This is a genomic window from Arsukibacterium sp. MJ3, from assembly GCF_000987765.1.
Lineage (GTDB): Bacteria > Pseudomonadota > Gammaproteobacteria > Enterobacterales > Alteromonadaceae > Alishewanella.
In genome coordinates, this window is record NZ_LAHP01000006.1 from 88,321 (window position 1) to 114,424 (window position 26,104).

Here is a 26,104-nt window from a genome sequence, read left to right on the forward strand (position 1 = left end):
ACGTCAGGCGCTTAGTTAGCGCACTGTACCAGGGTTTGGTATTCATCAAAGGCGAAGTGATCGGTCATGCCGCTGATAAAGTCCTGCAGCAGCCGGCAGCGGTAATACAGCTCAAGTGCGCCATGCCCGTCGCTGATGGCGGCTGCTGCCAGCTGATAAGCGGCAACATGCTTATTGGGCAGGCGGTGGGCCAGGCGCTGCTCGCGGCCAAAGGCATGGCCCTGTTCGGCCAGCACGGCGTTAAAGTTAGCCACAGATAGCAATAGTAGCGGTTGGTAGCAATCGAGCAGGCCAGCAATAATACGCTGGCCCTGCAACTCGAGAGTTTCCACCTCGGGTTGGTTAAACACAAACTGGCGGGCTACCTGCTTAAAGGTGGCAGTAATGGCATGGTACTGGCTGTCATCTTCCAGTAGAGCGCGGTTTAAGCTGCCGAGATATACCGCGTCGATATTGCTTATAAACTGCTCTGCGGCATGGCGTACCAGCGGATGGATCATGCCTACCCGTAGTTTGATAAAAAACTCAGAATTTTTATTAATGGGTTCGGCTTCGGCTTTATCCAGTGCCGCTTTAACCAGCGCTGAAAAGCTCTCGCTGCCGCCGCTATGAGTGGCAATCAGCTTACCGGATGTATTCTGCGTCGCAAATGCCAGGTTAAGTTGCTTTGCCAGCTCTGTCAGCGTAAACAAGCCCTTTTCTACCGCATCTTCCAGATCGGCCAGGCAGTAGGAAATATCATCGGCCGCTTCCATAATGTAGGTCAGGGGGTGACGATTGCCGGGTGCAGTACCCAGCTCTTGCCACAGCTTGTCGACAAACGTCTGCTCAGCAAAATAATAGCCGGGTTTTTTCTGCAAATAGCTTTGGGCGTGGCCGGGAGCTGGTTTGGTGGCGGTGCCAATGCGGGTATATTTTAAAATGCAGGCGGTTTGCGCATAGGTCAGGTTCATCCGCTGCAGACTATGCACCAGCCGGATAGCCTGGGCATTACCTTCAAATTGTGCCAATTCAGTACTCAGGGTGTGCCACAAGGCATTGTCCTGTAGCTGATGCCGTGTGGTCAGTTCAGGCAGCGCCTGGCTAAACCAGCTGTTAATGGCGCTTTCACCGCTATGGCCAAACGGCGGGTTACCGACATCGTGCAGCAGGCAGGCCATTTCCACTAAGGATTCAACCGGCCGCTCTAAGCCGGTTAAACCGTATTGTGCCTGTTGCTCGTCGCTTAACTGCCGGAAAATGCTTTGCACAATAAAACGGCCGGTTTGCTGCACTTCCAGCGAATGGGTTAGCCGGCTGCGCACCGCAGCATTGCGCTCCAGTGGAAATACCTGGGTTTTTTGCTGCAAGCGGCGCACCGCGGCCGAGTTAATAATCCGCCCGCGGTCACTTTCCAGCGCGCTTTGTAAGTCGCCACTGCGGCTTTGTAGTGGCCTATCGGCTTTGATTTTAGTGCGAAAATCCATGAAAACGCTCGTTAACACCGCAAATGACAGCAGTGTGGCGTAAAAAGCGCCCAGCTGTAAAGCCTTTCGGATGACCGACGGTTTGGGCGCGACCGGTTAACCCACGCCAACACGCCGTGAACCCATCCATGGGGGCTCGTTTCCGCCCGTCCAGGGCTCAACGGTTGGCTTAGGGTTAACCGGTTGCTTCTAATCGAATCTATTGCCGATCAAAGCCACCCCTTTTGCCGGGCGATCCTCGCAGCGTCGATACGGTTAGCAGCATGCAGTTTGCTAATCGCTTCTGATAAATAATTACGGGCAGTGCCTTCGGCAATATACAGGGCAGCGGCAATGTCGCTGGTGCTTTTGCCGTCGGCAGCCAAGCGCAGCGCCTGCCGCTCTTTTTCACTTAACGGGTCTTGCTCGCCCAGCGAATTTAACAGCAGTTCGCTGTCGACGACTTTTTTACCCGCCATTACCTGCAAAATGGCTTGTACCAGTTGTGCGACTGGCGCATCTTTTAATAAGAAACCGCCAACACCGGCCTCCATTGCCCGCTTCACATAACCGGCACGGCCAAAGGTAGTAATAATCACCACTTTAGTCGCTAATTTTTGCTGTTGAACATGCTGTGCCAATTCAATACCGGTTAAGCCAGGCATTTCAATATCACTTAGCAGTAAATCAAACGGCTGTTGCTTTAACAGCGTAAGTGCAGCGTCGCCATCAGCGGCTTCGGTAACACTAAAACCGGCTTCCAGCCGCAACAAGCTGGCTAATGCTGTGCGGATCATGGTCTGATCTTCTGCCAATAAAATATTCATGCTGTTTGCTCCTGAAGTGGCAGTTGAATCGTGGCAGTCATGCCATGTTGTCGCTGCAATAGTAGCGTGGCATCAATAGCGGTTAATCGTTCGCGTAAACCGGTAATACCGTTGCCTTCGCTGATATTGATATTGTTGCCGTTATCATTAAGGCTGATCATTAGTTGCGGCCCTTGCTGTGCAAAGAAAAGCTGGCAGTAGTCACCATTACTATGGCGGATAACATTAGTGGTAAGTTCAGTCAGGGCTAAAATTAACGCGGTTTCCCGTCGTTTGTCTAGCTGCGGGATGTCGCCGTGTAGTTCTGCCTGAAAGCCCGCCTCTCTTAAGCGGCCCAGTAGTTTTGCCGTTTCAGCTGTCAGGCCCTGGTGTTTGTAGCCCGAGACACTTTGCCGCACCAGGCTTAGTGCATCCCGGGCAATCTGGCTTAATTCCGTTAGCTGCTGCGCGGCAGCTTCAGGCTGCTGATGCGCCAGCAGCTTAGTGGTTAAGTCGGCTTTTAATATGACGCTGGATAACGTGTGGCCCAAAATATCGTGTAAATCACGGGCAATACGCTCGCGCTCTACCATTGCCGCCAGTTGCTTAATTTCATCTTCACTCTGCAATTCAGCCTGACGGTGCCGAAGTTTTGCCTGTTCGGCGCGGCCAAGTAGGCTAATGGCCAACACTGTCGGAATGGCCATAATTAAAAACAGGTCCCAGTGAATATTCAATACCCTATCCAGCAACACTAATAAACATACCAGTAACGCCATCAGCAGCAGGTAACGTCGCAGTGAATAAGCAAAACCAATAAAAAAGCCGGCATAAGCAAACATTGAAATGGTGCCGGGGTTAACTGAAGTAATTAGCGCGGCAACCAGTACTATGCCGGCAATGGGCCAGTGCATATCATTGCGGCTGCTACGGTAGGCCCAAAAATAACAGACTAAAAAAAGCAACAAAGCTGTTGCCATACTAAGGTATTGCCACAGCGAAAAATGCACAGTTAAAAGCGGAATAATAAAGAAAATAAGGTTTATAAGATAAATCCAACTTAACTTTTGTTGCAGGGTATCTGGTTGGCTCATAGTAGTGTCCAGGTTAAGTGCTGCTTGCAGTGTAATCAATAAAACGTGTTTGCCGCCAGTGACAAAGGTCATATTACAACATGGCAATTGTCATCCGTTATTGGTGACAACCGTTACCTGTGGATTACACCACCTCTGCTTATACTGGCCTCATTGACATTACCAATGAGGAACACAACATGAAAAAGCTAAACACCACAGTATGCAATTTGGTTCTGACACTAGGTTTAACCGGCAGCCTGTTTAGCCTGCCGGCTATCGCAGAAAAGTCTGACATTGCAACAAACCCGACACTGACCACTTTACAACAGCAGGCCTGCGCGTGCTTTGAGGTTAAGGTGGTAGGTCAGGGGCCGGCTATTATTTTAATCCCGGGAGTGGCGTCATCCGGTGATGTCTGGCAAAGCACGGTAGAGACTTTGCAGGACGATTATCAGCTGCATATTTTCACCCTGGCCGGTTTTGCCGGGGTAAAACCAATACCAATGCAAAGCTGGGGAGAGGGCTACCTTGCTATCCAGCAGCAGGCTATTTTGCACTATATCGCCGAGCAGCAACTGGAAAAGCCGGTGATTATTGGCCATTCACTTGGTGGTTATCTGGCGTTGGCTTTAGCTGCGACCAGCCCGGAGCACATTGGTGCAGCGGTTAACGTTGACGGCTTGCCGGCATTAGGTGCGTTATTTACGCAATCGGCAGCAAATAATACCTCTGATAGTCAGGTTAGCGCTCCGGTAAATTTTGATCCTGTGGCGATAGCTAAAAGTATGGCCAATGACGACAACTGGCAGCGGCGCATTGTGGCCGATATGACCCGCTCAGATGGCATGACCAGCGGTCGGGTAATGGGCGAGTTAATGCAGGCTGACTTACGACCACAACTGGCTAGTATTCGGGTACCGGTACTTACCCTAGGTGCCTTACAACATGGCGCACCTTACAGCACGCCCGAGCAGGTGCAGGCTAACTATCAAAACCAGCTGGCTAACGCCCCGTTACAGTATCATCAATTTGCCTTTGCCCGAGACTCGAAGCATTTCATCATGGCCGATGCACCAGAATGGATGAATAGCCAGATTGGCCGCTTTCTTGCTGAGCGGGCAAATAATCGCGAGGTGCAGCAATGAGCCGGCAATTACAAGTAGATGCCGCGTTATGCTGCGTTGGCCTAAGCAAACGTTATGGCCAGCAGCAAGTGCTTGATGCGATAGATTTAACCTTGCAACCCGGCGAAGTGCTCTGTGTGTTGGGCCCAAATGGTGCTGGTAAAACCACCTTTATTGCCGCTATGTTGGGGTTAATTGCTGCAGACAGTGGCCAGATACAGTTACTGGGCCAGTTACAGCAAGGTACTGCGCGTAGTCAGGCGTTACGCCAGCAATTGGGGGTAATGATGCAAATAGGCAGCCTAACCGCGAATTTAACCGTTGCTGAGCAATGTGACTTATTCGCCAGTTATTATCCTTCAGGCCACACTGTAACAGGCTTGCTGAGTCTGGCTGGGTTAGAGGCTCATGCTAACCAGCGTTTTGGTCGCTTATCGGGTGGCCAAAAGCAGCGGCTGTTATTTGCACTGGCGCTGGCAGGTAAACCCCGGCTGGTGTTCTTAGATGAACCCACACTAGGTATGGATGTGCAGGCACGCCGGGCGTTATGGCAGCAAATTCACCACTTAAAGCAGCAAGGGGTAAGTGTGGTACTTACCACGCATTATCTGGAAGAAGCTGAACTACTGGCAGATCGTATTGCCGTGTTGCATCAGGGGAAGCTTATTGCCAATAACAGCCCTGCTCAGCTTAAAGCACAAATCGCTTACAAGTATATTCAATGTCGTACCCGTTTAACGCCGGCGCAGCTTAACGCGCTGCCCGGAGTGCAAACGGTTATGCAAGCGACTGTAAAAGACAGTGTGCAAGACAACGCTAGCCAGCAACCATTGATGGTGTTGCAAAGTAATCAGCCAGAGCTGACCCTGCGCGCTTTATTGGCTCAAGATCAGCAGCTTGTCGACCTTGAAGTGAAGTCAGTGGCGCTGGAGCAAGCCTTTTTACAACTTACCCAAACATTGGCAACGCAGGAGCCGGCAGCATGAACACTGTACGTATTTATCAAAAAGAAGCCTGGTACGATTTACTTAGTGTCTGGCGTACGCCGGGCTTTGTGTTGCCATCGCTGGCTTTTCCGGTAGTCTTTTACCTATTTTTTGGCGTCATCTTCAATCGCTCTGGTGGGAGTAACACGGCGGCTTATATGTTGGTTACCTACAGTTGCTTTGGCATTATGGGGCCTGCTATGTTTAACTTTGCGATGAATATTGCCAGCGACCGGGCGCACGGCTGGTTAACCTTAAAGCGCTTGTCGCCAATGCCGGTTGCCGCTTATTTACTGGCGAAAATGAGCACCAGTCTGGTATTTGCACTACTGATTATGCTGTTGTTATTTAGTACGGCAGTGTTGTTTGGCGATGTTAGGCTAGCCTACAGCCAGTGGCTGCTGTTGCTGCTACTGCTGTTGGTGGGCACCCTGCCATTTGCATTAATAGGGTTAATGCTTGGTTTAACCTTAAGCGATAAAACGGCGCCTGGCGTGGTGAACCTGCTGTATTTGCCCATGGCGTTTTTATCAGGTTTATGGCTGCCAATCAGTATGTTTCCACCGTTTTTACAGCAGTTGGGATGGGTTTGGCCTAGTTATCACTTGTCGCAAATTGGCCTGAAAGTTATCAATATGGATCAAGGCCATGCACTTTGGGTTCATCTGCTAATACTTACCATTACCAGCGCGCTGCTGGCTGGCTTAGCGCTGTGGTCATTTAAACAGCTGACTGCAGAAAAAGCATAAGCCTGTAGATAAATGCAGGCAAGGTTTTTGTAACAATTGGATCTTGTATCTTAAACCCGTGTAGAACATAGGCTATGTTTTATACTATCCAAGGTGATTGGATAGAGGGGTAGAAACGATGCCCAGCGGTTTACCAGGGTAATTCACTGCCATTGCTATGGTAAAACTTGCCGCTGTTAGCCGGGTTAAGCTCGGCTATCAGCTTGGTTAAATGGCTGGCGGCTTCATCTGGGCTGATATCGCCACCAAAGCCGACCATTTCAGTTTGCACATAGCCAGGGTGGTAAATACCGACACTGATATTACGTGGCGCTACATCAATGGCTAATGACACACTGCCGGCATTAAGTGCGGCTTTAGCCATGCGGTAGCCGTAATAATTGCCCGAGTCGTTATCGGTAATCGAGCCCATGCGGCTACTGATCATCGCTATTTTGCCGCCGTCTTTCATTGCCGCCAGTAATTGCTGGCTTAGTAGTAGTGGCGCTATGCTGTCTACCTGAAACTGCTTTAAAATAGTGCTTTCATTAAAGTTTTCCAGCGTTTCTTTGTGTAATATACCCGCGTTATTAAGCAGAATATCAATGCTGTTTTTGGCAAATTTAGCGGCAACGTCTTTAATTTTTTGCGGCTCGCTTAGCTCTATTCCGCTGTACAGGGTAACATCCAGATCAGCCAGTTCCGCTGACGGCTGGCGGCAAATAACCGAGACTTTATCGCCCTTGGTCAGATACTGCTTCACCAAAGCCAGGCCAATGCCTTTGTTGCCGCCGGTAATTACAATATGTTGCATAGTGCTGCTCCTGCTGTTGGACTGTATAAATTAACTATAGACAATATATCCGGACGCAATAGCCACAATTCAAGGCCGCAACCCAGTGTCAACTTTTAGCAACGCGTCTTTAAGTAGACTGATCAGCTGCACTAACTTGCTTTCATCTGCATCGGCAATACCAATAACTAAGCCACGGTCGGGTTCGTTTAAAAAGCAGTAACGACTGAATGGCTGCAGCTTAAAGCCGTGCCGGTTTAATTGCTGGCACAGTGTAATATCATCAGTCAGTGCAGGTAACAGCAGAGTTAAATGCAGGCCGGCATCTTTGGCCAATAATGAGCATGCCGGGAAATGCTGTTGCAGCAAGGCCACAGCTTGTTGCTTTTGCTGCTGATATAAGCGCCGCATTTTTCGCAGGTGGCGATTAAAATGACCCTCGTTTATAAAGTCGGCCAATACGGCCTGTGGTAACAGCGGCACATCACCATGCAGTGCCTGTTGGATAGCGCTGGCCTGGCCAACTATCTCAGGTGGCAGCACCAGATAACCCAACCGCAGTGCCGGAAACAAGGTTTTGCTTAAAGAGCCTACAAACATTACGCCTTGTCCGCCGGCTAAACCCTGCAGGCTGGCCATAGGCCGATGCCGGTACTGAAACTCACTGTCGTAATCATCTTCTACCAGCCAGTATTGTTCGTTTTTAGCCCAATTAAGCAACGTCAGTCGCTGACTTAACGACATAATACCGCCGCAAGGATAGTGGTGTGATGGCGTTAAAAACAGTGCTTTGGCCTGGCTATTTATTGGTAAACTGGACGGGTCGAGCCCGCTTGCACTTTCGGCCGGTATAAAGCTGGTTTGCAGTTCTGCCAGCTGCAATGCTTGTTTTAATCTGGGGTAGCCGGGTGATTCCATTAATACTTTTTGACCACTGCGTGCCACCAAACGGGCGGCGATAAATAACGCCTGCTGGGCACCGGCAGTGATCAAAATAGTATTTTCATCACACACTAATTGTCGTGACTGACGCAAATACTGCGTTAGAGCCTGGCGCAGCAGTGGGTAACCCAGCGGATCGGCCATGTTACACAACGCAGGTCTGTTAGCATGGCGCTGCAGCAGTTGCTGCCACAGCCGAAACGGAAACTGTTGTACATTGGCGGTGCCTGGCTGCAAATACCCGCTATAGCCCGAGGCTTTGGCGGTTAAGCCGTAATCTTGTGTGGGAAGAGGCATTGTAGGTAAAACCGCGCTGCTGCTGGCGGCAAAAAAGCCATCGGGTAGTGCTTCCACTATCATATAACCACGGCCTTGTTGCGGCGCCAGATACCCCTCCGCTACCAACTGTTGCAAGGCTTGTTGCACCGTGCTTCGGCTTAGCTGTAGATCGGCTGCCAATTGCCGTTCCGAGGGCAGTAAAGCGCCACCGGGCCAATGACCGCTCAACAATTGCTGGCGCAAGCTAACATACAACTGCTGGTGCAGCTGCGCGTTACCGCTTAGGTTTAGCGAATCAGTACTTAGGCGCTGAACAGCCAACTGGTATGCTCAATTTGTTAAAACTGGTTATTTATATAATACCAGTTTAGCGTTGTAATAGCGGTATTCACAACAGGAGTTATCGCTATGACATTACAATTTACTATCGAAACCACGCTAAAGCTGGATGAGGTTATTGCCTTGTATTGTGCATCGGGCATTACCAGGCCCACTGAGCAGCGAGAGCGGATGCAAAGCATGTTGCAGAATGCCAACTTAATCATTACTGCACGCTACAATAACAAGTTGCTGGGGCTAGCCCGCTGCTTAACTGACTTTAGCTTTGTGGTGTATATCGCTGATTTATTGGTAGATAAAGCGGTGCAGCAACAAGGCATTGGTTCGCAGCTGCTGGCCGAAGTGCAGCGGGTGACAGGGCCGCAGGTGCAGCAGTTGTTGTTAAGCGCGCCATCAGCCATGGCCTATTATCCCAAAGTCGGCTTTAGCCCACTTAGCAACGCGTTTGCTATTACGCGTAAGGAATAATATATGTTGTATTGCCCGCCGCAAACGGCGTTCCCGAACCAAACTGCGCTGTATAACTTTATTGAGCAACATAGTTTTGGCTGTTTGGTGAGTGCACCTTTTTTCTGCAGCCATCTGCCTTGGTTGTTGCAGCGGGATGAAGGTGAGCAGGGTGTGCTCTATGGCCACATTGCCCGGCAAAACCCGCACTGTCAGCTATTATCCAAGGCACCGCAATCAGAAGTGCTGATTACTTTTACCGGCCCGCATAGTTATATTTCATCCCGCTGGTATCAGAGTAAACAAGCAGTACCAACCTGGAATTATGCGGTAGCCCAGATAACCGGCTACCCTGAATTGCTGGATAACGCTGCCACCATGAACCATCTTGCCCAGCAAGTAGCGAAGTATGAGCCGGATATCGGCCAAGCGATGGTCAAGATGCCGTTTCAGTACCAGCAACAGTTATCAGCTGGTATTGTTGGGGTTAAAGTGACTATTACTAAGCTTACCGGCAAGCTAAAACTTGGCCAGCACCGCAGTGCCGCTGATCAACAGGGGGTATTTGCCGCGCTTAGTAATAACCCAGAGCCAGAGGCGCAAGCACTGGCAGCATTAATGCAGCAGTATGAGCTTGGGGTGGGTAGTGCTTAAGTTCAGGCTTTATCTGCTAAGCAGGGTGTAATCAATCAACAGCTGTTGCGCGCTTTGCTTCTGGCGCATAAAGGCCGTGATAAATGCGGTGTCGAGGCTGGGGTCATAACGGTATAAAATTTTGTATTTATCCACGGTAATTTGCCGGTAGTCCATAACCCCCAATCTTTCTAATTCGTGGCATAACGGAAATTGCAGCGGGTTGTCGCTTAATCGTTGCTGGCTAAGGTTCAGCAACTGGCTTACCACTTTTAATGCATCCGCAGGGCTAATAAATTCAGCCATATATCGGCTTAGCATAGTCAGGCTTTGTACCGCTACCTGAGTCACTTCGACCTTACTCATTTAGTTTGATTTGCTCAGCTTGCAGCGCTTGCTGCAGTTGTGCCAGGGTGTCCTCGACTGATAAAGTGTTGCCACTTCGAATATCCCGCTCGGCCAGGTTCATTAGTTTTAGCAGCGCCAGGCCTTCATCCCGCAAGCGCGCGCTGGCTTCAGATTCAATACGGTACACTGGCTTACCACCCTGCGTTACCACTATTGGTTCCTCTACACTTAGCGTTGCCGCATGTTGTTTAATATAACTGATGGTTTCAATGCGCATAGTATTCTCCTGCCGGCATGGGCTATTTATAGACTATTTTCAGACTAATCGCTACAGCAGCCTTTAAGCAAAACTTAGCACGAGACTAATGATAACCCCGGTAATCACCAGCTGCAGCAGGCAAAACCCCATAATATCTTTGGCTTTTAGGCCGGCAATCGCCAGTACCGGCAAGGCCCAGAATGGCTGGATCAGGTTAGTCCAGGCATCGCCCCAGGCGACGGCCATGGCAATGCGGCTGACGTCGGCGCCGAGTTCCAGCGCGGCAGGTAGCATAATTGGCGCTTGTACCGCCCACTGGCCGCCGCCGGACGGTACAAAAATATTGACGATACCGGCGCTGATAAAGCTCCAGAATGCCAGGGTTTCGGCGGTGGCAAAGCTGACAAACCACTCTGACATACTGTGTGCCAGACCCGATTGCACCATAATGGCCATAATGCCGGCATAGAATGGAAACTGAATCACAATACCGGCGCCGCCCTGTATGGCTTGCTGCAAGCTATGTAGCAAGCGACGCGGCGTGCCATGCAGCACTATGGCTAGAAACAAAAACAGGTAATTGACGATATTCAGGTTAAGTGTGCCGCCTTTAATAAAGTACTGCAGCAAATAAGCCAGTCCGGCAAAACCCACCAGCAAACCCAGCAGTAGGCTGTTTTCCAGTTTATCGGCCGGACGTGCGTTATCGCTCTGCGGCAGTGGTGCATCCTGCAGTTTGGCCGGGTCAACATAAACACTGTCGCGCTCTTTTGGCAGCATCAGATAATTCACCAGCGGTATTGCGATAAACAGCAGCGCTAGCAGCAGCAGGTTAAAGCTGGCAAAAATGGTCTCGCTGGTTGGAATTAAACCAATTTGTGTTTCGCTAAAATGGCCTGGGGTGGCAATAGTTAGTGGCACTGAACCGGCGAGGCCGCCATGCCAAACCACAAAACCAGAGTAAGCGCTGGCGACCAGTAAGCGATAATCAACCTTAATACGGCGCGCCAGCGCTTTTGCAAATAAAGCACCCACCACTAATCCAAAGCCCCAGTTCAGCCAGCTGGCAATAAGGGAAATAACCGTGACCAAGATAATCGCTTGCCCCGCCGTTTTTGCCAGCCTCGCTAAGCGGTTTAGGATGCCGGTAACCAGCGGTGTACTGGCCAGCATAAAGCCAGTTATCAGCACCAGTAACATCTGCATGGAAAAGCTGAGTAAACCCCAGAAACCATCGCCCCAATATTGCAGTACCTGTAATGGGCCTTGCTGTTCAAACAGTACTGCAGCAGCAAACACTATTATGCTGAGCAGCAACACAAAAATATAAGGGTCTGGCAGGTAACGGTCGACCAGTTTGACCAGGGGTTTGGCGGCAGCATTTAGCATAGTAGGCTCTTCTGGTTTTAGTTATTGATACGGTTCAATTTTATTAAGAGGAGTTCAGTTTTGCTAATACCTTAGCCAGTTTAGCTGAAAATGAAAAGGCCACTGCTAATGGCGCTACCGGCCAGCCAGCCAGCAATAAACCATTGTGGTTGGTAACGAGCGACCCCCAGGCAAATAACCAATGCAGGCAAAAATTTCCAGCTTAGCGGCCACTGTAATGTCAGCAGACAAAGCAGGCTTATACTAACAGCGGCTAACAACAGCGGTGCCAAAAACTGCCAATGGCAAAGTTGAGGTGGGTACTGGCGAAAAAACATCGCATACATATTGATGAACTTGTTATTGCTAAGTTGCATACTGCAGCTGATTAACAGCAGTAGTAAACCGCATAGCAAGGCAATGCCAGCGCTTAAGTCGGGTCTTTGTTTAATGCTGATAAGCGCCAGCGTTAAGACCAGCAGCAACAGTAAAATTCGGCTTAACAGTTGCTGAGTCTGGTTTAGCCACAGCCTTAACCAGAAGCGCAGTGGGCTGGTCGTTCTGAAGTGGCAGCGCATAGCGTTACCGGGCCAAACCAGAGCCAGTACTAAGCCGCAGGCAAGCAGCACTAATCCGCCAGCAAGTGACGTTGGTGCAAGTATTAACAACAACGGCAGGTTGAGTGCCAGTATTACCAGTACTCTGCTACCGCAATATAACAATGTAACGGCATATAGCCATTGCAGCGGCAACAAGAACAGCTGCGGTAATACGCCTGGCCATTGACTGAAATTAGCCATGCTAAGCATCAGTAAATGGCACATGAGAATAGGCTGGCTGCAGAACAGCAGTAGTAGATCAGCGGTTCGCCGTTGGCTTTTGCTCGGTGCCAGGCTTTGCAGAAATAACAAGTAGCGGCTGCCAATTATCGCATCCCTATATAGCCCAATTAGCAGGCTCTGGCCGCAGAGTAAGGCCCAACAAAGCAGTATTTGCTGCCGGGCCGGGGTGTCGGTTTGGTACAGTAAACCCAGCGCCAGAAATATGGTAAACACTAAAGCGGCTAACGCGGGCCCCAAAAATACCAGCAGCCACAGCAGTAACTGGCTCAGTTGTTGTAATAGTAGGGTGAGCTCGTGCTTAAAACAGCGAAATCGAAACGCGACATAAAGACTAAAGCGCATGCAGCCTGACCAACTCAAAGCCTTGTCGCACGAAGCTCTCCGGGGTATTACTCGCTGCGACAATAGTCCCCGGATAATCATTAATTAGTTGCCATAAGCTTAGCTGGGCCGGTTCATCTAGGGCAATGTCTGGTTCGTCCAGCAATAACAGTGCAGGCTGGCGCATAAAGGCGAGAATCAGTTGCAGTTTTTTCAGATTACCGGCAGATAAATTAGCCACCGTTTGCTGCAGTTGAGCGGTAAAGGCAAAGGCATCAATAAGTTGTTGTGGCCACCTTAACTGCCAGTTACTTTGGCTAAGCTGTAGCAGGTTTTTCGCTGTGATAAATTCGGGTAGCAGCACGCTGTCCGATGCGATGGCAATTTGTTGCTGTACGCTTTGCACCGGTTGGCCTTGCCAATGGATAGTGCCGCCATTTAACGGCAATAAACCCGCTATAGTGCATAATAAACTGGATTTACCGGTACCATTGGCAGCATGTAGGCAATGGCGGCGATGGCTTAAGGCAAGCTGATAATGGTGAAAAATGATCTGATCGCCTCTAGTAAGGCTCAGGTTATTGATTGTTAGAGACACTGCGTGTACTTAACTGAAATAAGGGCGAGGTTAAGAGCACACTGTAGTGGAAAAGTTCCGTCGGTGTAATGCGTTCTGCCAGTAGTACATGCGCTTGGGACAATTCGAAATAAATAGGCGCGTGGCATTTCTGCTGCCTTAAGCCGTGCAGCCGACTGATGCAGCGCCAGGAAAATATCCTGCTTTAAATCCTGCCGCGCGGCTGCGTCTGCTTCCGATGCTATTAACGTGCGGCTAATAGCGCCTTGATTTTTCTGCCATAACCCCAAGGGATCATTACTTTACAGGCTCGCCGAGTTTGTAGCCATATTAAAGTATTAAGCCCACAACGCCCGGTTTTCATCACGTAAAGTACAGTTATTAAAGTGCCGGGCCGGCAGCGCATGAGTGATGAGATAACCCTGCTGCGCACAGCCTGGCGTGTTAATAAGCTTTCAGCGGGCGATATGTTTAACCAGCTGAAAGTGTTGTAAAAAATATTTTAATAAACTTTTGCTGCAGGATCTTTCTGTATTTCACGTAGTTTTTGTTCCAGTTTTTCGATTTTTTCCTGAGCCTGTTCCCGGTAACGGGTTAGCCGTTCAATGGTGGCAGTAGCATTACTTTTAACAAAGCTAACTTGTTCTTCAAGCTGATTTTTTTGCTTTACCCATTGGTTTTTATCAACCAGCACTTCTTGCATCTTGTCGCGTTGTTGTTGTAACTCATCACGCAGCTGTTTAATGGTTTCACGTTGTTCTGCCTGATGATTCGCCGTCACTGAGCTTTGTTCTTTCATCATGTTGTTACTGGCCCGGAGCTGGTCGACCAACTGCTGCATATCGGGTTGGTCACTACCTTGTTCACTCTGGACTTGTTGCAGGTGCTCAATTTGTTGTTGCAGTTCAGTGACCAAGTTACGTTGTAAGTCAGCATCATGCTGGGCCGCTTCGCGTTCCATTCCCAGGCTCTGCAGGGCATTCTTATGTTCATCTACTAACTGTTGCTGGGCTACTAACGTTTGTTCCATCTCGCTATTGTTGTCTGGCCGTGGCTGGCTGTGCAATTTTGCCAGTTGTTTTTGTTCAATGGCTACCTGATCCAGCGCTGCATCGCGCTCTTCAGTCAGACTCATCCGAAGGGCTTCTAGCTCAGCAACCTGCTGCAGTGCTTTATCGCGTTCGGCAATAATGTCATTTTGCTGGCTGTTATCTGCTAACGCTTCGCCGCCTTCTTGCTGAGCTTGTTGTAATTGTTCTAACTGTAATTGCAACCTGCGGCTTTGTGCTACCGCCTGCATTTCCGTTTTGGTGGCCTGTTGCAGTTTGTTTTCAAACTCACTTAACATGGTTTGCAGTTCAACAATTTCATTATTGCTATGCTGTTGCTCTACCGCGACTTTTTTTGCTGCTGCTTGTAACTTTTCCAGCTGCTGCAGCTGCTGTGTATTTTGTTGTTGTTTCTCTTGTAGCTGTTGCTCTAATGCCAGCGCACTGGAAAGTTTATCCTGCAACGCCTGTTGCTCATTACTGGCTGTTGCCAGCTGGCTTTCCAGCTCGGTTAATTGCTGAGTATACTGCTCAGATTGCTGCTGTAACTGTTGTTGTAGCTGCTGAGATTGCTGATCCAGCTGTTGTTGTAATTGTTCGTAGTTCTGTTGTAGTGCTACCAGTTTTTCAGCAGATTGTGTGGCTGCCTGCTGGCTTTCAGCCAGTTGGCTTTGGTTTGCTGTTATTTCTTGTTGTAGCTGCTGCAGTTGCTGCTGGCGTTGTTGCAGTTCTGTTGCGGCAATCTCCAGCTCTTTCTGTAACTGCGCCAGTTGCATTTGTTGCTGTTCTTGTAATTGTTTAGAGTCAGCCAATTCTTGCTGCTGACTTTTGGCATGCTGCAACGCCTGGTCGCGTTCATTGCGCACCGCACTGTATTTTTCAGACTGCACTGCCAATTGCTGTTGCTGATGCGCCAGGCTGACTTCCAATTCAGAGCGTTTTTGCTGTAATTGCTCTAGATCTTTCTGGATTTGCTGATTATGCTCAGCGGCTTTAACTTCAGCTTGAATAGACTGAAGCAATTGTTCGTTTAGTTGTTCCAGTTGTTTACTGGCGTGCAGCTGTGTTTCGCGCTGAAATGCACTGACAAAGTCTTCACTAAAAGCACTTTCAGCCACCGTCGGCGGGCGGGTAGCTTGCTCGTTGCGCCACTTTTGGTAATGCACAACCAGGCTGGCTTGCGCCCCCGATACTTTTGCCAGCAAATAATCGAGCGACACCGGTTTGCCAGCTTGCTGCAATTCGTCACAGATCTTTTTGACTTCACTATATTGGGTCATAGTTATTTATCCGATTCACTACTTTGATTTTGCAGAACAACTTAAAATCTGTACAGGAACATTACTGTAGTCGTTTTTAGCCAAAAACTAAATTTTTATCACATTATTTTTGCATTTAATGGTTAAATAAACTAAATTAACTGTTTATTTATACAGCCATGGTAACTGGAATGATTCTCTATATTGCTGAAAAACCCAGTATGGGCCGCGCTATTGCGGCGGCATTGCCCCAACCCCAGACTAAAGAGAATGGCTGTATACGTTTGGCCAATGGTGATGTGATCAGTTGGTGTATTGGCCACTTACTGGAGCAGGCACAGCCAGAAGATTATCACCCTGATTATAAACGTTGGCAAGCTGAGCATCTACCGATTGTGCCTGAACAGTGGCAGCTAAAGGTACGAAAATCAGCCGCACAGCAGCTTACTATTTTGCAAAAGCTGATAAAGCAAGCTGATCAACTGATACACGCCGGTGACCCTGACCGTGAGGGGCAATTATTAGTAGATGAAGTTATTGCCTGGTGCAACGTTGCTGCCGCGAAACGAGATAAGGTACAACGGCTATTAATTAACGATTTAAATAGTGCCGCAATTCGGCAGGCTCTGCAAAATATGCAGTCGAATAAAAATTTTGTGCCCTTATCAACCTCGGCGCTGGCCCGCAGTCGGGCTGACTGGCTATATGGTTTAAATATGACCCGGGCTTATACTTTACGTGGGCAGCAGGCTGGTTATCAGGGGGTATTGTCGGTAGGCCGGGTGCAAACGCCATTACTGGGTTTAGTGGTGCGTCGTGATCAGGATATTGCTAATTTTAACAGCCAGACTTACTACCAGGTGCAAGCAGAGCTTACCACCACTTCTGCTGAAACGTTTACCGCACTTTGGCAGCCAAGTACCGCCTGTGAGCCTTATCAGGATAGCGAGGGGCGAATTACACTTCGCTCTTTGGCAGCAAAGGTTCAGCAAACCATCAAGGGCCAGCCGGCTGAGGTGGTTAGTCTGGAGCAGCAGGATAAAAAGCAGTATGCACCGTTACCGTACAGTTTGTCGGCGTTGCAAATAGACGCAGCTAAGGCATTTGGCTTGTCGGCGCAACAAGTATTAGATTGTTGTCAGCAGCTTTATGAGCGACACAAAGTAATCACCTACCCACGTTCTGATTGCCGCTACTTGCCGCAGGCGCATTTTGCCGAAGCGGCTAAGGTAACGCAGGCGCTAGTAGCAAATGCACCTGAGCTTGCCAGTGGTTTAGCCGGGGCAAATTTGCAGCTGAAAAGTAAAGCCTGGGATGACAGTAAAGTAGACGCTCACCATGCCATTATTCCCACGGCAAAAACCTTGCCGGCAAACCGGCTTAATAGCGTGGAGCAAAAAATATACAGCTTAATTGCCCGTCAATATTTAATGCAGTTTTATCCGGCTTACTGTTTTACTGACAGTAAAGCAGAGCTTCGAATAGCCGGTGGCCTTTTTATTGCCAAAGCGCGTCAGCAAAAGTCAGCAGGCTGGAAAGTATTACTGCCCGCGAGTGCTGAGCGTAATGCCAAAAATCTGGCTGGTGATGATGATTTATCACCGCAAAGTAGTTTACCGGCACTGCAGGTGGGCCAGCAACTGTTGTGTAGTAACAGTGAGTTACTGGAAAAAAATACTCAGCCGCCAGCCTTTTTTACTGACGCCAGCTTACTAAGTGCAATGACCGGCATTAGCCGTTTTGTAAAGGACCCACAGATTAAGCGAATTTTGAAAGATACCGATGGCCTTGGAACGGAAGCCACCCGCTCAGGTATTATTGAGTTGTTGTTTAAGCGACAGTTTCTGGTGCGTCAGGGTAAACAAATACGTGCTACGGCGGCTGGAAACGCATTAATAGCGGCATTACCTGAGGACGCATCGCTACCGGATATGACCGCGCGTTGGGAAGCCGGTTTAAACGCCATTTGCCAACGTCTGCAAACGTATCAGGCCTTTATGCAGCCATTAACCGAGAGCTTGCAACAGTTAATTACTCACTCTGGTAGCGTAATGCCGCAGGGCCTGGGTTTAGGCCAACAGAAAAAGTGGTCAGGAAAAACCAAAACAAAATCGACAGCAGCAGCAGCGGCTGGTAAAAGCCCGGCACGTCGTAAACCCGCGTATCGTAAAAAAGCAGCTGCTAACGCTGTCTAAAAAACCACCGGCACTGTCACACCTTCTGTGTGAATTCGTTAAAATATGTAATAGCGCTGGTAACCTGCAGAGCTGCTGTTTATGCTCTTGCCAGTATTTAAACCTAGTTTATGCAGGAGATAGCCTTGAATCACCCTAAATTTTTAGCCACGTTGGCTGCCATGGCGTTAGTGTTGGCCAGCCAACAAGCGCTGGCTACCATAGTGCAGATAAAAACCAACGTTGGCGATTTTGAAGTTAATTTATTTGACGACACTACCCCAGTCACAGTGCAGAATTTTTTAACGTACGTTAATAGCGGTCGGTATGACAACACGACTATTCATCGCTCGATACCAGGCTTTATTATTCAGGGTGGTGGTTTTCGTTTTGTAGAGCAATTACCATTAACGTCCATTCAAACTAACGCTGCCATTGTTAATGAGCCAAAGTTTTCAAATGTACGGGCAACTATTGCTATGGCAAAGGTGCCAGGCAACCCAAATAGTGCCACTAGCCAATGGTTTATTAATTTAGCCGATAATAGTGCCGGTAGTTCCAGACTAGATAGTGTAGAAGGCGCTTATACCGTGTTTGGCCAGATAGCTGCCGCTGATATGGAAGTGGTGATGATGATTGCTAATTTACCAACGTATACCTTCGGTAATACTCAAAACTTACCCCTTAGAAATTACACCTCGGCTGATCGTAACGACAATAAACCATTAATTAATGCCAATATAGTCACGGTAGAGAGTATTAGCATAGTAGATGCTAGGGCAAACACCGCAGCCGGATTAAACCCAAAACCTAATACCTTGTTGCCCGAACCCGATAGCAGCAGTAGTAGTGGTAGTTTCAGCTTTGGCTTACTATTACTTGGGCCTTTACTCTGGTGGCGTCGCCGTAGCCTGTAAAACACAGGTTAATTGGATCCGCGGCACAAAAAGTTAAACAAGACGTGGGTGCTAAGCGGCCAGAAAAATGTGTGTTTATAGCAAAAAAACCGGCTCTTATTAAGCCGGTTTTTGTTATCTAATTTGCGGGATGGATTATTTTGCTAAAAAAGCATATGCGGTAACAAAAGCAGTTTCCTGAAACCCTTTTAAGCCCGTATCTTTAAAATCGACAGGTAAGGGGTGTTGTTTTATTTTTTCTTTGATAATACTGCCAGACAAAATTAAACTGGGACAGCGATTAATCAGTTGAATAGCGGCTTCAATTTTAAAACCCACGGCACCACCGGCAAACTTACCTTTCTGCGGCCGCTCTTTAATCACTAATTGCTCAATTTTGTAGTCTTCAATAAGTTTGGCCAGATTAAATTGAAACTTCTGCACGTTTTCAGCATCTTTATCCTGCGTTAACGCCAGCCTGGTTTGTCGGCAATCGGGTAAGTCAAACAAACCGTCTTTTAAGGTCATCAGACATAAAATAGCTTCGCTGCCTTTTATTTCAATTCCACATACACGCATAGTAGTTCTCAGTAAAGTTTTTGCCCGCGTTATTTTCGGGTTAGGGCTTCCATGTGGCTGTCGATAATGCCGCAGCTTTGTTGTAATGGCTCGCCAAATAAAATGGGGTTAAAGTCGCGGCTTACGCAATAACGCTGGTGAAATAATAACAAGTTTGCTTTTGACTCTGCCGCCTTATTTAGTTGCAGTTGCTGGCCTTCTCCCCAGTTTGCGGCCAGCGCATTAAACTGTTTTTGAATTTGTCGCAGTGCCTGCTCATCTGACATTTTTCCAGAGCTCGGTGCACTATCCAGCACCAAACCATAAATCTGATCACGATAAGGCCTGAGCAGTTCATGATCCGAAAAGGTCAGGAGCAATAAAATAATAACAGCCAGCCAAAAAAACTTTTTCATACTGCAGCGCACCTCAAAAATCGCAGTGGCTATTGTAAAGTATTTTTGGCAAAGACGCATCTGCTGCTCTACGCCTTATTTTATATCAAATATTCTGCGGCCAAGGCTGTTATACTAACGCTTGCGCAGCAGTGGGTAGGAGCTTAAGACAGTGGATAAAAACCGCATTGATATTAAAAACATTCCGGTTACGGTGCAAACCTATAAACCGGAGCAATCAAACCAGCCACAATATGCCTCGCGCGACAGGATTTATGTTCGTTCAGTAAAAGGGTTACACCAAAGCTTACGCCGCAACATGGGCTTTATTTTTATGGCCTTGTTTATGTTATTACCCTGGATCCAGTTCAATGGCAGCCAGGCAATACTGCTAAATATTGGTGAGCAAAAATTTAATATCTTTGCCCTTACGCTCTGGCCACAGGATTTTACCATTCTGGCCTGGATTTTTGTAATTGCAGCGTATGCCTTGTTTTTTGTTACCGCATTTTACGGCCGGGTGTGGTGTGGCTATTTATGCCCGCAATCGGTATGGACGTTTACGTTTATGTGGTTCGAGGAAAAAATTCAGGGTACCCGCAACCAGCGCATCACACTGGATCGGGCGCCATGGTCTGCCAGTAAGTTTACCAAAAAGGCCTTAACCCATTTGTGCTGGGTCGCATTTGCACTGCTAACATCCTTAATATTCGTTGGCTATTTTACCCCGGTGGGGCCACTTTTTATTGAGTTTTTTACCTTTCAAGCCGGCTTCTGGGCGGTAGTGTCGGTGTTGTTTTTTACTGTGTGTACTTACGGTAATGCTGGCTGGATGCGTGAAATTATGTGTACGCACATTTGCCCGTATGCCCGTTTCCAGTCGGCCATGTTCGATAAGGACACCTTTACGGTGACTTATGACGAGCAACGTGGTGAGCAACGCGGGCCGCGCAGTCGCAAAGACAAAGACTATAAAGAACAGGGGCTGGGCGATTGTATCGACTGCAACATGTGCGTACATGTTTGCCCCACCGGCATTGATATTCGTAATGGCCTGCAATATGAATGCATTAACTGCGGCGCCTGTATCGATGCCTGTGATGAAACGATGGACAAAATGGGCTATCCACCTGGCCTGATCAGTTATACCACCGAGCACAGTTTAAACGGTAAACCTACCAAGGTTATCCGGCCGAAGCTGGTGGGTTATTTTGTTATTTTACTGTTAGTCTGTGCTGCTTTTGCCACTAACCTGTATCTGCGTAAACCGCTGGAGTTTGACATTATCCGCGATCGCGGCGCGTTATATCGGGAAACGCCGGAAGGCTTGATAGAAAACACCTACACCTTAAGTATTATTAATAAATCGCAACATGTTAATAGCTATAAGTTAGAGGTAAGCGGTGTCAGTGGTATGACATGGCTTGGCCCAACAGAAGTTACCATTGCCGGTGGTGATAATTTGAGCGTACCCGTTAGCTTGGCGCTGGACCCCTACAATGCCGCTAAGCCAGTGCTGGATATTGAGTTTAGTGTTACTGAGATGTCTGAAGCCGGTCATCAGGTAAAGCAGGAGAATAAATTCTTTGCCGGGCGTTAATGCCGGGCTGGTCAGCCGTTTCGACTTTGCCACGCTGGGGCCAGAGCTTATTCTTGATGCGTTGTTTCAGCTGGGGCTGGATGTCAGTAGCGGTTTACTGGCCCTTAACAGTTATGAAAACAGGGTATATCAGTTCAGTGCTTATCAGGCTAGCGTTTTGCAAAGCAGCAGCCAGCCTAAAAAGTACGTGGTAAAGTTTTACCGGCCGGAGCGCTGGAGCCCGCAGCAAATTCAGGAAGAGCACGACTTTGCCTACGAGCTGGCCGACGCCGATATCCCAATGGTGGCACCGCTTCGCATTAACGGCAATTCACTACAGCAGTATCAGGGTTACTATTTTGCGGTGTTCCCCAGCCGCGGCGGTCGTACCTTGGAAGTTGACAACGACGAGCAACTGGCGATGCTGGGCCGGTTTTTAGGCCGCATGCATCAGATTGGCCGGAAAAAACCCTTTGTCAGCCGGCCAACCTTTAGTATCGACAGCCATTTATTGCAAAGCCAGCAGGTACTGGCCAACCTGCAGTTAATACCTGACTATATGCGCCCGGCCTTCGATACCATATTACAGCAGGTTATTGCCGAAGCCAGCAGGCAGTATCAGCCCGGCAAGCAAATTCGTTTGCATGGTGACTGTCATGCCGGTAATTTATTTTATGTTGATCAAGGGCCGTTTTTTGTTGACCTTGACGATTGCAGGATGGGCCCGGCCATTCAGGATATCTGGATGATGCTATCCGGTGATCAGCAAGAGCAACGTTTGACACTAGAGTTAATGTTAGAAGAGTACGAGCAATATTGTGACTTTGATCCGGCGGAACTAAAACTGATCGAACCACTCAGAGCAATGCGTATAGTGCACTATATGGCCTGGCTGGCGCGGCGCTGGCAAGATCAGGCCTTTGTGCAAAGTTTTCCCTGGTTTGCTACCGATAAATATTGGGAGCAGCAATGTCTGGTGCTTAAAGAACAACTGGCATTATTGCAGCAACCGGCATTATCGCTGGTGCCAGGCTACTAACAATTTGCTAAGCTACAGGCTGTTTCAGCCTTTTTAAGGATTATAGATATAATGAAAAAGTTGTTATCACTCTGTCTGGTTGCTTTATTATTACCTTTGGCTGCCAGCGCTAATACCAAATTTGTTGAAGGTAAGCATTATCAGGTTATTGCTGAACAGGTATCAGCCAAACCGGTAGTTAAAGAGTATTTCTCGTTTTATTGCGGTGGTTGTTATGGTTTTGAACCGGTAGCACAAAGCCTGGCTAAAAAATTACCTGAAGGTACTGAATTTACCAAAGTTCACGTCGATTTTATCCGTGCGGCTTCGCCAGAAATACAAAACATGCTGGCCCGGGCCTATTTAGTGGGCAAAAACATGGGCAAAGGTGACCAGGTTGCTTCCGCCATCTTCAACCAAATTCATCGCAGCCGGGTACCTTTTGTGAACGAAGATGATGTCCGCAGCCTAATGCTTATTCATGACATTACCGCCGATGAGTATGAAAAAGCCATGCGCAGTTTCTCAATTCGTGGTGCGGCTAACCAGATGAAAAAAGAACAAGCCGCGTTGTCTGAAAGCCGGGTGCTTAGCTCGGTACCAATGCTGGTGGTAAACGACAAATATAAAGTTCTGAATGAAGCATTAGATCAGCGTAATCTGGAAAGCGAGCTGCAAGAGTTGATCAGCTACTTGCTGGAAAAAGATGCCTGATAAACTGTAAAGTATTATCCAGGGTGGCGCAGCCGCCCTTTTTTACGCTAAATTAATATCCGTCACAGCTCAATCAAACAAGGTGTTATGTATGCAAGTCATAAAACGGCTGTATATCGGTTTTTCAGTATTGTTAGTGCTTATGTTAGGTACCACCTTGGTTGGTTTGTATAAAATCAACATTGCTGACCAAAACCTGACCAAGCTTTCGGAGCAGACAGCAGTAGAGCAACGCCAGGCTATTAACTTCAGGGGTAGTGTGCACGACAGAGCCATTTCAATTCGCGATGCCGTGCTGGTAAGAGATAAAAACAATGCGGCTAAGCACCTGGCCGATATTACCCGCTTAAAAGCGTTTTATCAGCAAGCGGCAGCGACACTTGACACTATGTATGCTCAGGAGAAACACAGCGCAGCAGAAATAAGTTTGTTGCAAGCAATTAAAAGTATTGAAACGTCTACGTTGTCACTAACAGAAAATTTGCTGGATAAGGTTAACAACGAGCAACATGACGATGCCAGAAGCTACCTGCTAACTACCGTGTCACCTGCCTATAGCGAGTGGTTAAGCCGGATTAATAAGCTTATCGATTATCAGGAAAACACCATACAACAACAAGTAAATGCGGCACTGGAGCAAACTAACAGTTTCCAGAAAATAATGTTAGTGTTGACCATTTTTGGCATCATCATCGGCAGCTTGGTTGCTATTCGTACAGTGAACCGCTTAAGAAAAACCATTGGTGGTGAACCTGAATATGCAGCTTTTATTATTAAGAAAATTGCTTCCGGCGACCTGACCGTTAACGTTGATACTGCTTATCCGAATAGTATTTTAAGCGCTGTTCAGGATTTATCCCTGCATTTAACTAATATTACCCGAAATTCGATGCAGGCGGCATCGGCGTTATTATCGGCGTCAAATAACTTATTACGCACAGCACAGCAAAACGAAGATTTGATAGGTAACCAAAAACAGGCTACCGAGCAAGGTGCCAGCGCAATTCACCAAATGTCAGCCACGGTATCTGATGTTGCCAGCCATACCAGCGCCGCTGCCGGTTTAGCGCAATCGGCTATTAACGAATTTAATGCCGGCCAGAACGAAGTGCGCAAAACACAGTCAAGCATTAACCTGCTGGCAGATAAAGTTACTGAAGCGGCTGATGTTATAAATTACTTGTCTGAAGATAGCCGGCAAATAGGCTCGGTACTGGAAGTTATACAAGGTATTGCAGAGCAAACTAACTTACTGGCTTTAAACGCCGCCATTGAAGCCGCACGTGCTGGCGAGCAAGGTCGCGGGTTTGCTGTAGTGGCCGACGAAGTGCGTAATCTGGCACAGCGTACTCAGGAGTCTACCCGGCAAATCCATGCTGTTATTGAAAAAATGCAGGGCAGCTCGCTAAAAGCCGTTACGGTAATGAACGAAGGTAAAAGTCAGGCTAATTTAAGTGTCGAGCAAGCAAAATGTGCCGGTGAGTCGTTAAATGCTATTAATATTTCAGTCAAAAAAATCAGTGATATGAATATACAAATTGCCGCCGCCGCTGAACAACAGTCGGTAGTGGCTGCTGACATTAATAGAAATTTTGGTCAGATAACCAAGTCGGCCACCCAGGCAGAACAAGAAGCTATTAAGATAACCAGTGCCAGTAAGCAATTAGAGCAACTGGCTAAAACCTTAGAGCAGAACGTAAAACAGTTTAAAACCAGTCATTAGATCACCACGACAGGTTGTCCGGTTTAACGGGCAACCTGTCGGCACGGCTTAAACCGCCACGTCACTGTTTAGGGTAATTGTGGCGGCGGGCTAAGCTAACCGGTAAATTCAATCCAGCAAGCTGTTTTGCTACACACTGAGCCAGCCGTACCTTCAATGGTAATAATTTGCTGCAGATACGTTTGCCGCCTGCGCGCTGAAAAGGGTGCTTGCCAATAGCAGCGCCAAAACTGGTTTAAACATCATTATTCTCCTCTGCGAATAGCCTATTCTGGCGAATTGCTTAAAAAAGCAAGTAGCCATTGTCATTGCTAAAATGTGAAATAAAATTTTATTTTATGTTTTATTTAAGCTATAAATAAACTTCAAAAAGAATACATCCTACCTGGAGGCGCTATGTCCACTCTTGATACTGAAGGCATGTTGATTGATGATAAAATTTCACTAAAACGATACCCGAGTATAGAACATGGCAATTTAAATAGTGTTACTGCAGTGGTGGTGCATCAAACGGATGCGCCTAGTGCGCAGAGTACCTTTAATGCTTATGATTCAGGTGGTAACGGCGCACACTTTCTGATTGGGAAAAACGGCCGTATATATCAGACTGCCAGTACAAATAAGCGTTGTTATCATGTTGGTCGATTAATTAAATCGAAATGTCTGACATTGGATAAAAATAGTTGTGACAGTGTTGAAATGGCAAAAATACTGGCTAAATCATGGAGCAACCAAATTAAAGCACTGGACGCGCATGAACGGCAAAAATCTTATCCGGATCGTTACCCTGTGAACTCTGATGCATTGGGCATAGAAATAGTCGGTAAACACATAAATGATACTCAATATGAAGCAGTTACCCCGGCTCAAAATGAGTCACTGCAATGGTTACTGGCACAAATGTATGAACACTTTTCGTTGACTAAAACAGATGTATATCGTCATCCTGACGTATCTTACAAGAACCCAGGGGAAGCGAAAGGAGCAAGCTGGTGATACGATTTTGCCTTGGAAATGTTCTGGTGTTTATGCTGATGGCGTGTAGTAAAACGGCAGAACTAACAACTGCTGATATCAGTGAATTGTATATAGCCGACTTTGTATCTAGCGCGCCTAACCAATGTGGGCCCGAAGATGTTGATTTAAACAATAGTGAAGTGCTGCAGTTTTTTCAGCTGGCACGCGTGGTAGAGCATAAAACGCTACACGATCACTATAACTACGCGCCATGTGCAATAGAGGGCACCTTAAAGTCTCAGCAACAGAGCTGCAGCTGGCAAGTGCGGGCGGGGGCAACCGGCTATATTAAATGTGCTGAGCAATATCGGTATTATGCCTGCGATAATTGTGATGCGCTTTTTAGTAATCATTAATTTAAATACCAGCCTAGCCATTTAGCTGACATCACTAATTAATCATAAAAATA

At 47.8% G+C, this 26,104-nt stretch carries 26 protein-coding genes; 13 read left to right on the plus strand and 13 right to left on the minus strand.

The window, feature by feature from the left end; genetic code table 11:
• Window positions 1-11 precede the first annotated feature (11 nt).
• The 3 genes from dgt to VT06_RS06360 form a co-directional block, all read right to left on the minus strand.
• Window positions 12-1,466, minus strand: a complete 1,455-nt coding sequence (dgt, locus tag VT06_RS06350) for a dGTPase (RefSeq protein ID WP_046553451.1) — start codon at window positions 1,464-1,466, stop codon at window positions 12-14.
• A 209-nt stretch (window positions 1,467-1,675) separates the two neighbouring features.
• The gene (locus tag VT06_RS06355; RefSeq protein WP_046553452.1) at window positions 1,676-2,272 is read right to left on the minus strand and encodes a DNA-binding response regulator; all 597 of its coding nucleotides are present in this window, start codon (window positions 2,270-2,272) and stop codon (window positions 1,676-1,678) included.
• Window positions 2,269-3,345, minus strand: coding sequence for a sensor histidine kinase (locus tag VT06_RS06360; protein WP_046553543.1), 1,077 nt, complete (start codon window positions 3,343-3,345; stop codon window positions 2,269-2,271). Before VT06_RS06360 ends, VT06_RS06355 begins: the two co-directional genes overlap by 4 nt.
• 179 nt (window positions 3,346-3,524) lie before the next feature.
• Here VT06_RS06360 and VT06_RS06365 point away from each other — a divergent pair, with 179 nt between their 5' ends.
• Genes VT06_RS06365 through VT06_RS06375 form a run of 3 tightly spaced genes read left to right on the plus strand, consistent with a single transcriptional unit; the run spans window position 3,525 to window position 6,186 of the window.
• Entirely contained in the window at window positions 3,525-4,472 is a 948-nt protein-coding gene (locus VT06_RS06365; RefSeq protein ID WP_046553453.1) for an alpha/beta fold hydrolase, read from the plus strand.
• Window positions 4,469-5,437, plus strand: coding sequence for an ABC transporter ATP-binding protein (locus VT06_RS06370; RefSeq protein WP_046553454.1), 969 nt, complete (start codon window positions 4,469-4,471; stop codon window positions 5,435-5,437). Before VT06_RS06365 ends, VT06_RS06370 begins: the two co-directional genes overlap by 4 nt.
• Window positions 5,434-6,186 (plus strand): ABC transporter permease, encoded by a 753-nt coding sequence (locus VT06_RS06375; RefSeq protein ID WP_046553455.1) that lies wholly within the window; start codon window positions 5,434-5,436, stop codon window positions 6,184-6,186. The genes VT06_RS06370 and VT06_RS06375 overlap by 4 nt, the downstream gene beginning before the upstream one ends.
• Before the next feature lie 130 nt (window positions 6,187-6,316).
• Here VT06_RS06375 and VT06_RS06380 read toward each other — a convergent pair whose 3' ends face one another.
• Both VT06_RS06380 and VT06_RS06385 read right to left on the minus strand, forming a co-directional pair.
• Window positions 6,317-6,979, minus strand: a complete 663-nt coding sequence (locus VT06_RS06380; RefSeq protein WP_046553456.1) for an SDR family oxidoreductase — start codon at window positions 6,977-6,979, stop codon at window positions 6,317-6,319.
• A gap of 69 nt (window positions 6,980-7,048) precedes the next feature.
• On the minus strand, window positions 7,049-8,500 hold the full coding sequence (locus VT06_RS06385; RefSeq protein WP_046553457.1) for a PLP-dependent aminotransferase family protein: 1,452 nt from the start codon (window positions 8,498-8,500) through the stop codon (window positions 7,049-7,051).
• A gap of 87 nt (window positions 8,501-8,587) precedes the next feature.
• Between VT06_RS06385 and VT06_RS06390 the strand changes: the two genes are divergently transcribed.
• Window positions 8,588-8,986 carry a GNAT family N-acetyltransferase gene (locus VT06_RS06390; RefSeq protein WP_046553458.1) on the plus strand — a complete coding sequence of 133 codons (399 nt, stop codon included), beginning with the start codon at window positions 8,588-8,590 and terminating at the stop codon, window positions 8,984-8,986.
• 3 nt (window positions 8,987-8,989) lie between these two features.
• A complete protein-coding gene (locus VT06_RS06395) occupies window positions 8,990-9,619 on the plus strand; it encodes an FMN-binding negative transcriptional regulator (RefSeq protein ID WP_052750181.1) in 630 nt (209 codons plus the stop codon).
• A 9-nt stretch (window positions 9,620-9,628) separates the two neighbouring features.
• On the opposite strand, the gene VT06_RS06400 is transcribed toward VT06_RS06395, so the two are convergent.
• The 6 genes from VT06_RS06400 to VT06_RS06425 all read right to left on the minus strand — a co-directional run bounded on the left by VT06_RS06400 (window position 9,629) and on the right by VT06_RS06425 (window position 15,642).
• The gene (locus VT06_RS06400; protein WP_046553459.1) at window positions 9,629-9,964 is read right to left on the minus strand and encodes a type II toxin-antitoxin system RelE/ParE family toxin; all 336 of its coding nucleotides are present in this window, start codon (window positions 9,962-9,964) and stop codon (window positions 9,629-9,631) included.
• Window positions 9,957-10,223, minus strand: a complete 267-nt coding sequence (locus tag VT06_RS06405; RefSeq protein WP_046553460.1) for a type II toxin-antitoxin system Phd/YefM family antitoxin — start codon at window positions 10,221-10,223, stop codon at window positions 9,957-9,959. The genes VT06_RS06400 and VT06_RS06405 overlap by 8 nt, the downstream gene beginning before the upstream one ends.
• Window positions 10,224-10,286: 63 nt before the next feature.
• Window positions 10,287-11,594 (minus strand): short-chain fatty acid transporter, encoded by a 1,308-nt coding sequence (locus VT06_RS06410; RefSeq protein WP_046553461.1) that lies wholly within the window; start codon window positions 11,592-11,594, stop codon window positions 10,287-10,289.
• An 80-nt stretch (window positions 11,595-11,674) separates the two neighbouring features.
• Window positions 11,675-12,757, minus strand: a complete 1,083-nt coding sequence (locus VT06_RS06415; RefSeq protein WP_046553462.1) for a DUF6136 family protein — start codon at window positions 12,755-12,757, stop codon at window positions 11,675-11,677.
• On the minus strand, window positions 12,747-13,334 hold the full coding sequence (locus VT06_RS06420) for an ATP-binding cassette domain-containing protein (protein WP_046553463.1): 588 nt from the start codon (window positions 13,332-13,334) through the stop codon (window positions 12,747-12,749). Before VT06_RS06420 ends, VT06_RS06415 begins: the two co-directional genes overlap by 11 nt.
• A gap of 481 nt (window positions 13,335-13,815) precedes the next feature.
• Window positions 13,816-15,642 carry a hypothetical protein gene (locus tag VT06_RS06425; RefSeq protein WP_046553464.1) on the minus strand — a complete coding sequence of 609 codons (1,827 nt, stop codon included), beginning with the start codon at window positions 15,640-15,642 and terminating at the stop codon, window positions 13,816-13,818.
• Between the two features lie 170 nt (window positions 15,643-15,812).
• Here VT06_RS06425 and VT06_RS06430 point away from each other — a divergent pair, with 170 nt between their 5' ends.
• Window positions 15,813-17,816, plus strand: coding sequence for a DNA topoisomerase III (locus VT06_RS06430; RefSeq protein ID WP_046553465.1), 2,004 nt, complete (start codon window positions 15,813-15,815; stop codon window positions 17,814-17,816).
• A gap of 125 nt (window positions 17,817-17,941) precedes the next feature.
• Window positions 17,942-18,712: a peptidylprolyl isomerase gene (locus VT06_RS06435; RefSeq protein ID WP_082122460.1), complete on the plus strand. Its 771-nt coding sequence runs from the start codon at window positions 17,942-17,944 to the stop codon at window positions 18,710-18,712.
• 135 nt (window positions 18,713-18,847) lie between these two features.
• Here VT06_RS06435 and VT06_RS06440 read toward each other — a convergent pair whose 3' ends face one another.
• Both VT06_RS06440 and VT06_RS06445 read right to left on the minus strand, forming a co-directional pair.
• Window positions 18,848-19,270 carry a DUF3010 family protein gene (locus tag VT06_RS06440; RefSeq protein ID WP_046553466.1) on the minus strand — a complete coding sequence of 141 codons (423 nt, stop codon included), beginning with the start codon at window positions 19,268-19,270 and terminating at the stop codon, window positions 18,848-18,850.
• A gap of 29 nt (window positions 19,271-19,299) precedes the next feature.
• Window positions 19,300-19,665 carry a hypothetical protein gene (locus VT06_RS06445; protein ID WP_046553546.1) on the minus strand — a complete coding sequence of 122 codons (366 nt, stop codon included), beginning with the start codon at window positions 19,663-19,665 and terminating at the stop codon, window positions 19,300-19,302.
• Window positions 19,666-19,816: 151 nt separating this feature from the next.
• Between VT06_RS06445 and ccoG the strand changes: the two genes are divergently transcribed.
• The 6 genes from ccoG to VT06_RS06475 all read left to right on the plus strand — a co-directional run bounded on the left by ccoG (window position 19,817) and on the right by VT06_RS06475 (window position 26,051).
• Window positions 19,817-21,244, plus strand: a complete 1,428-nt coding sequence (gene ccoG / locus VT06_RS06450) for a cytochrome c oxidase accessory protein CcoG (protein ID WP_046553467.1) — start codon at window positions 19,817-19,819, stop codon at window positions 21,242-21,244.
• Window positions 21,231-22,262, plus strand: a complete 1,032-nt coding sequence (locus tag VT06_RS06455) for a serine/threonine protein kinase (RefSeq protein ID WP_082122462.1) — start codon at window positions 21,231-21,233, stop codon at window positions 22,260-22,262. The genes ccoG and VT06_RS06455 overlap by 14 nt, the downstream gene beginning before the upstream one ends.
• Window positions 22,263-22,313: 51 nt before the next feature.
• Window positions 22,314-22,955 (plus strand): thiol:disulfide interchange protein DsbA/DsbL, encoded by a 642-nt coding sequence (locus VT06_RS06460; RefSeq protein WP_046553468.1) that lies wholly within the window; start codon window positions 22,314-22,316, stop codon window positions 22,953-22,955.
• A 91-nt stretch (window positions 22,956-23,046) separates the two neighbouring features.
• The gene (locus tag VT06_RS06465) at window positions 23,047-24,678 is read left to right on the plus strand and encodes a methyl-accepting chemotaxis protein (protein ID WP_046553469.1); all 1,632 of its coding nucleotides are present in this window, start codon (window positions 23,047-23,049) and stop codon (window positions 24,676-24,678) included.
• Window positions 24,679-25,074: 396 nt separating this feature from the next.
• Window positions 25,075-25,674: a peptidoglycan recognition family protein gene (locus VT06_RS06470; protein WP_046553470.1), complete on the plus strand. Its 600-nt coding sequence runs from the start codon at window positions 25,075-25,077 to the stop codon at window positions 25,672-25,674.
• Window positions 25,671-26,051 carry a hypothetical protein gene (locus VT06_RS06475; protein WP_052750183.1) on the plus strand — a complete coding sequence of 127 codons (381 nt, stop codon included), beginning with the start codon at window positions 25,671-25,673 and terminating at the stop codon, window positions 26,049-26,051. The genes VT06_RS06470 and VT06_RS06475 overlap by 4 nt, the downstream gene beginning before the upstream one ends.
• Window positions 26,052-26,104 lie beyond the last annotated feature (53 nt).

What these genes read in the sequence shown, in the direction of transcription:
- VT06_RS06360 (WP_046553543.1), bottom strand. Translation starts at nt 3,345, where the DNA reads ATGAGCCAACCAGATACCCTGCAACAAAAGTTAAGTTGGATTTATCTT.
- VT06_RS06380 (WP_046553456.1), bottom strand. Translation starts at nt 6,979, where the DNA reads ATGCAACATATTGTAATTACCGGCGGCAACAAAGGCATTGGCCTGGCT.
- VT06_RS06405 (WP_046553460.1), bottom strand. Translation starts at nt 10,223, where the DNA reads ATGCGCATTGAAACCATCAGTTATATTAAACAACATGCGGCAACGCTA.
- VT06_RS06355 (WP_046553452.1), bottom strand. Translation starts at nt 2,272, where the DNA reads ATGAATATTTTATTGGCAGAAGATCAGACCATGATCCGCACAGCATTA.
- dgt (WP_046553451.1), bottom strand. Translation starts at nt 1,466, where the DNA reads ATGGATTTTCGCACTAAAATCAAAGCCGATAGGCCACTACAAAGCCGC.
- VT06_RS06465 (WP_046553469.1), top strand. Translation starts at nt 23,047, where the DNA reads ATGCAAGTCATAAAACGGCTGTATATCGGTTTTTCAGTATTGTTAGTG.
- VT06_RS06460 (WP_046553468.1), top strand. Translation starts at nt 22,314, where the DNA reads ATGAAAAAGTTGTTATCACTCTGTCTGGTTGCTTTATTATTACCTTTG.
- VT06_RS06440 (WP_046553466.1), bottom strand. Translation starts at nt 19,270, where the DNA reads ATGCGTGTATGTGGAATTGAAATAAAAGGCAGCGAAGCTATTTTATGT.
- VT06_RS06425 (WP_046553464.1), bottom strand. Translation starts at nt 15,642, where the DNA reads ATGACCCAATATAGTGAAGTCAAAAAGATCTGTGACGAATTGCAGCAA.
- VT06_RS06375 (WP_046553455.1), top strand. Translation starts at nt 5,434, where the DNA reads ATGAACACTGTACGTATTTATCAAAAAGAAGCCTGGTACGATTTACTT.
- VT06_RS06370 (WP_046553454.1), top strand. Translation starts at nt 4,469, where the DNA reads ATGAGCCGGCAATTACAAGTAGATGCCGCGTTATGCTGCGTTGGCCTA.
- VT06_RS06430 (WP_046553465.1), top strand. Translation starts at nt 15,813, where the DNA reads ATGATTCTCTATATTGCTGAAAAACCCAGTATGGGCCGCGCTATTGCG.
- VT06_RS06395 (WP_052750181.1), top strand. Translation starts at nt 8,990, where the DNA reads ATGTTGTATTGCCCGCCGCAAACGGCGTTCCCGAACCAAACTGCGCTG.
- VT06_RS06390 (WP_046553458.1), top strand. Translation starts at nt 8,588, where the DNA reads ATGACATTACAATTTACTATCGAAACCACGCTAAAGCTGGATGAGGTT.
- VT06_RS06400 (WP_046553459.1), bottom strand. Translation starts at nt 9,964, where the DNA reads ATGAGTAAGGTCGAAGTGACTCAGGTAGCGGTACAAAGCCTGACTATG.
- VT06_RS06445 (WP_046553546.1), bottom strand. Translation starts at nt 19,665, where the DNA reads ATGAAAAAGTTTTTTTGGCTGGCTGTTATTATTTTATTGCTCCTGACC.
- VT06_RS06470 (WP_046553470.1), top strand. Translation starts at nt 25,075, where the DNA reads ATGTCCACTCTTGATACTGAAGGCATGTTGATTGATGATAAAATTTCA.
- VT06_RS06415 (WP_046553462.1), bottom strand. Translation starts at nt 12,757, where the DNA reads ATGCGCTTTAGTCTTTATGTCGCGTTTCGATTTCGCTGTTTTAAGCAC.
- VT06_RS06410 (WP_046553461.1), bottom strand. Translation starts at nt 11,594, where the DNA reads ATGCTAAATGCTGCCGCCAAACCCCTGGTCAAACTGGTCGACCGTTAC.
- VT06_RS06365 (WP_046553453.1), top strand. Translation starts at nt 3,525, where the DNA reads ATGAAAAAGCTAAACACCACAGTATGCAATTTGGTTCTGACACTAGGT.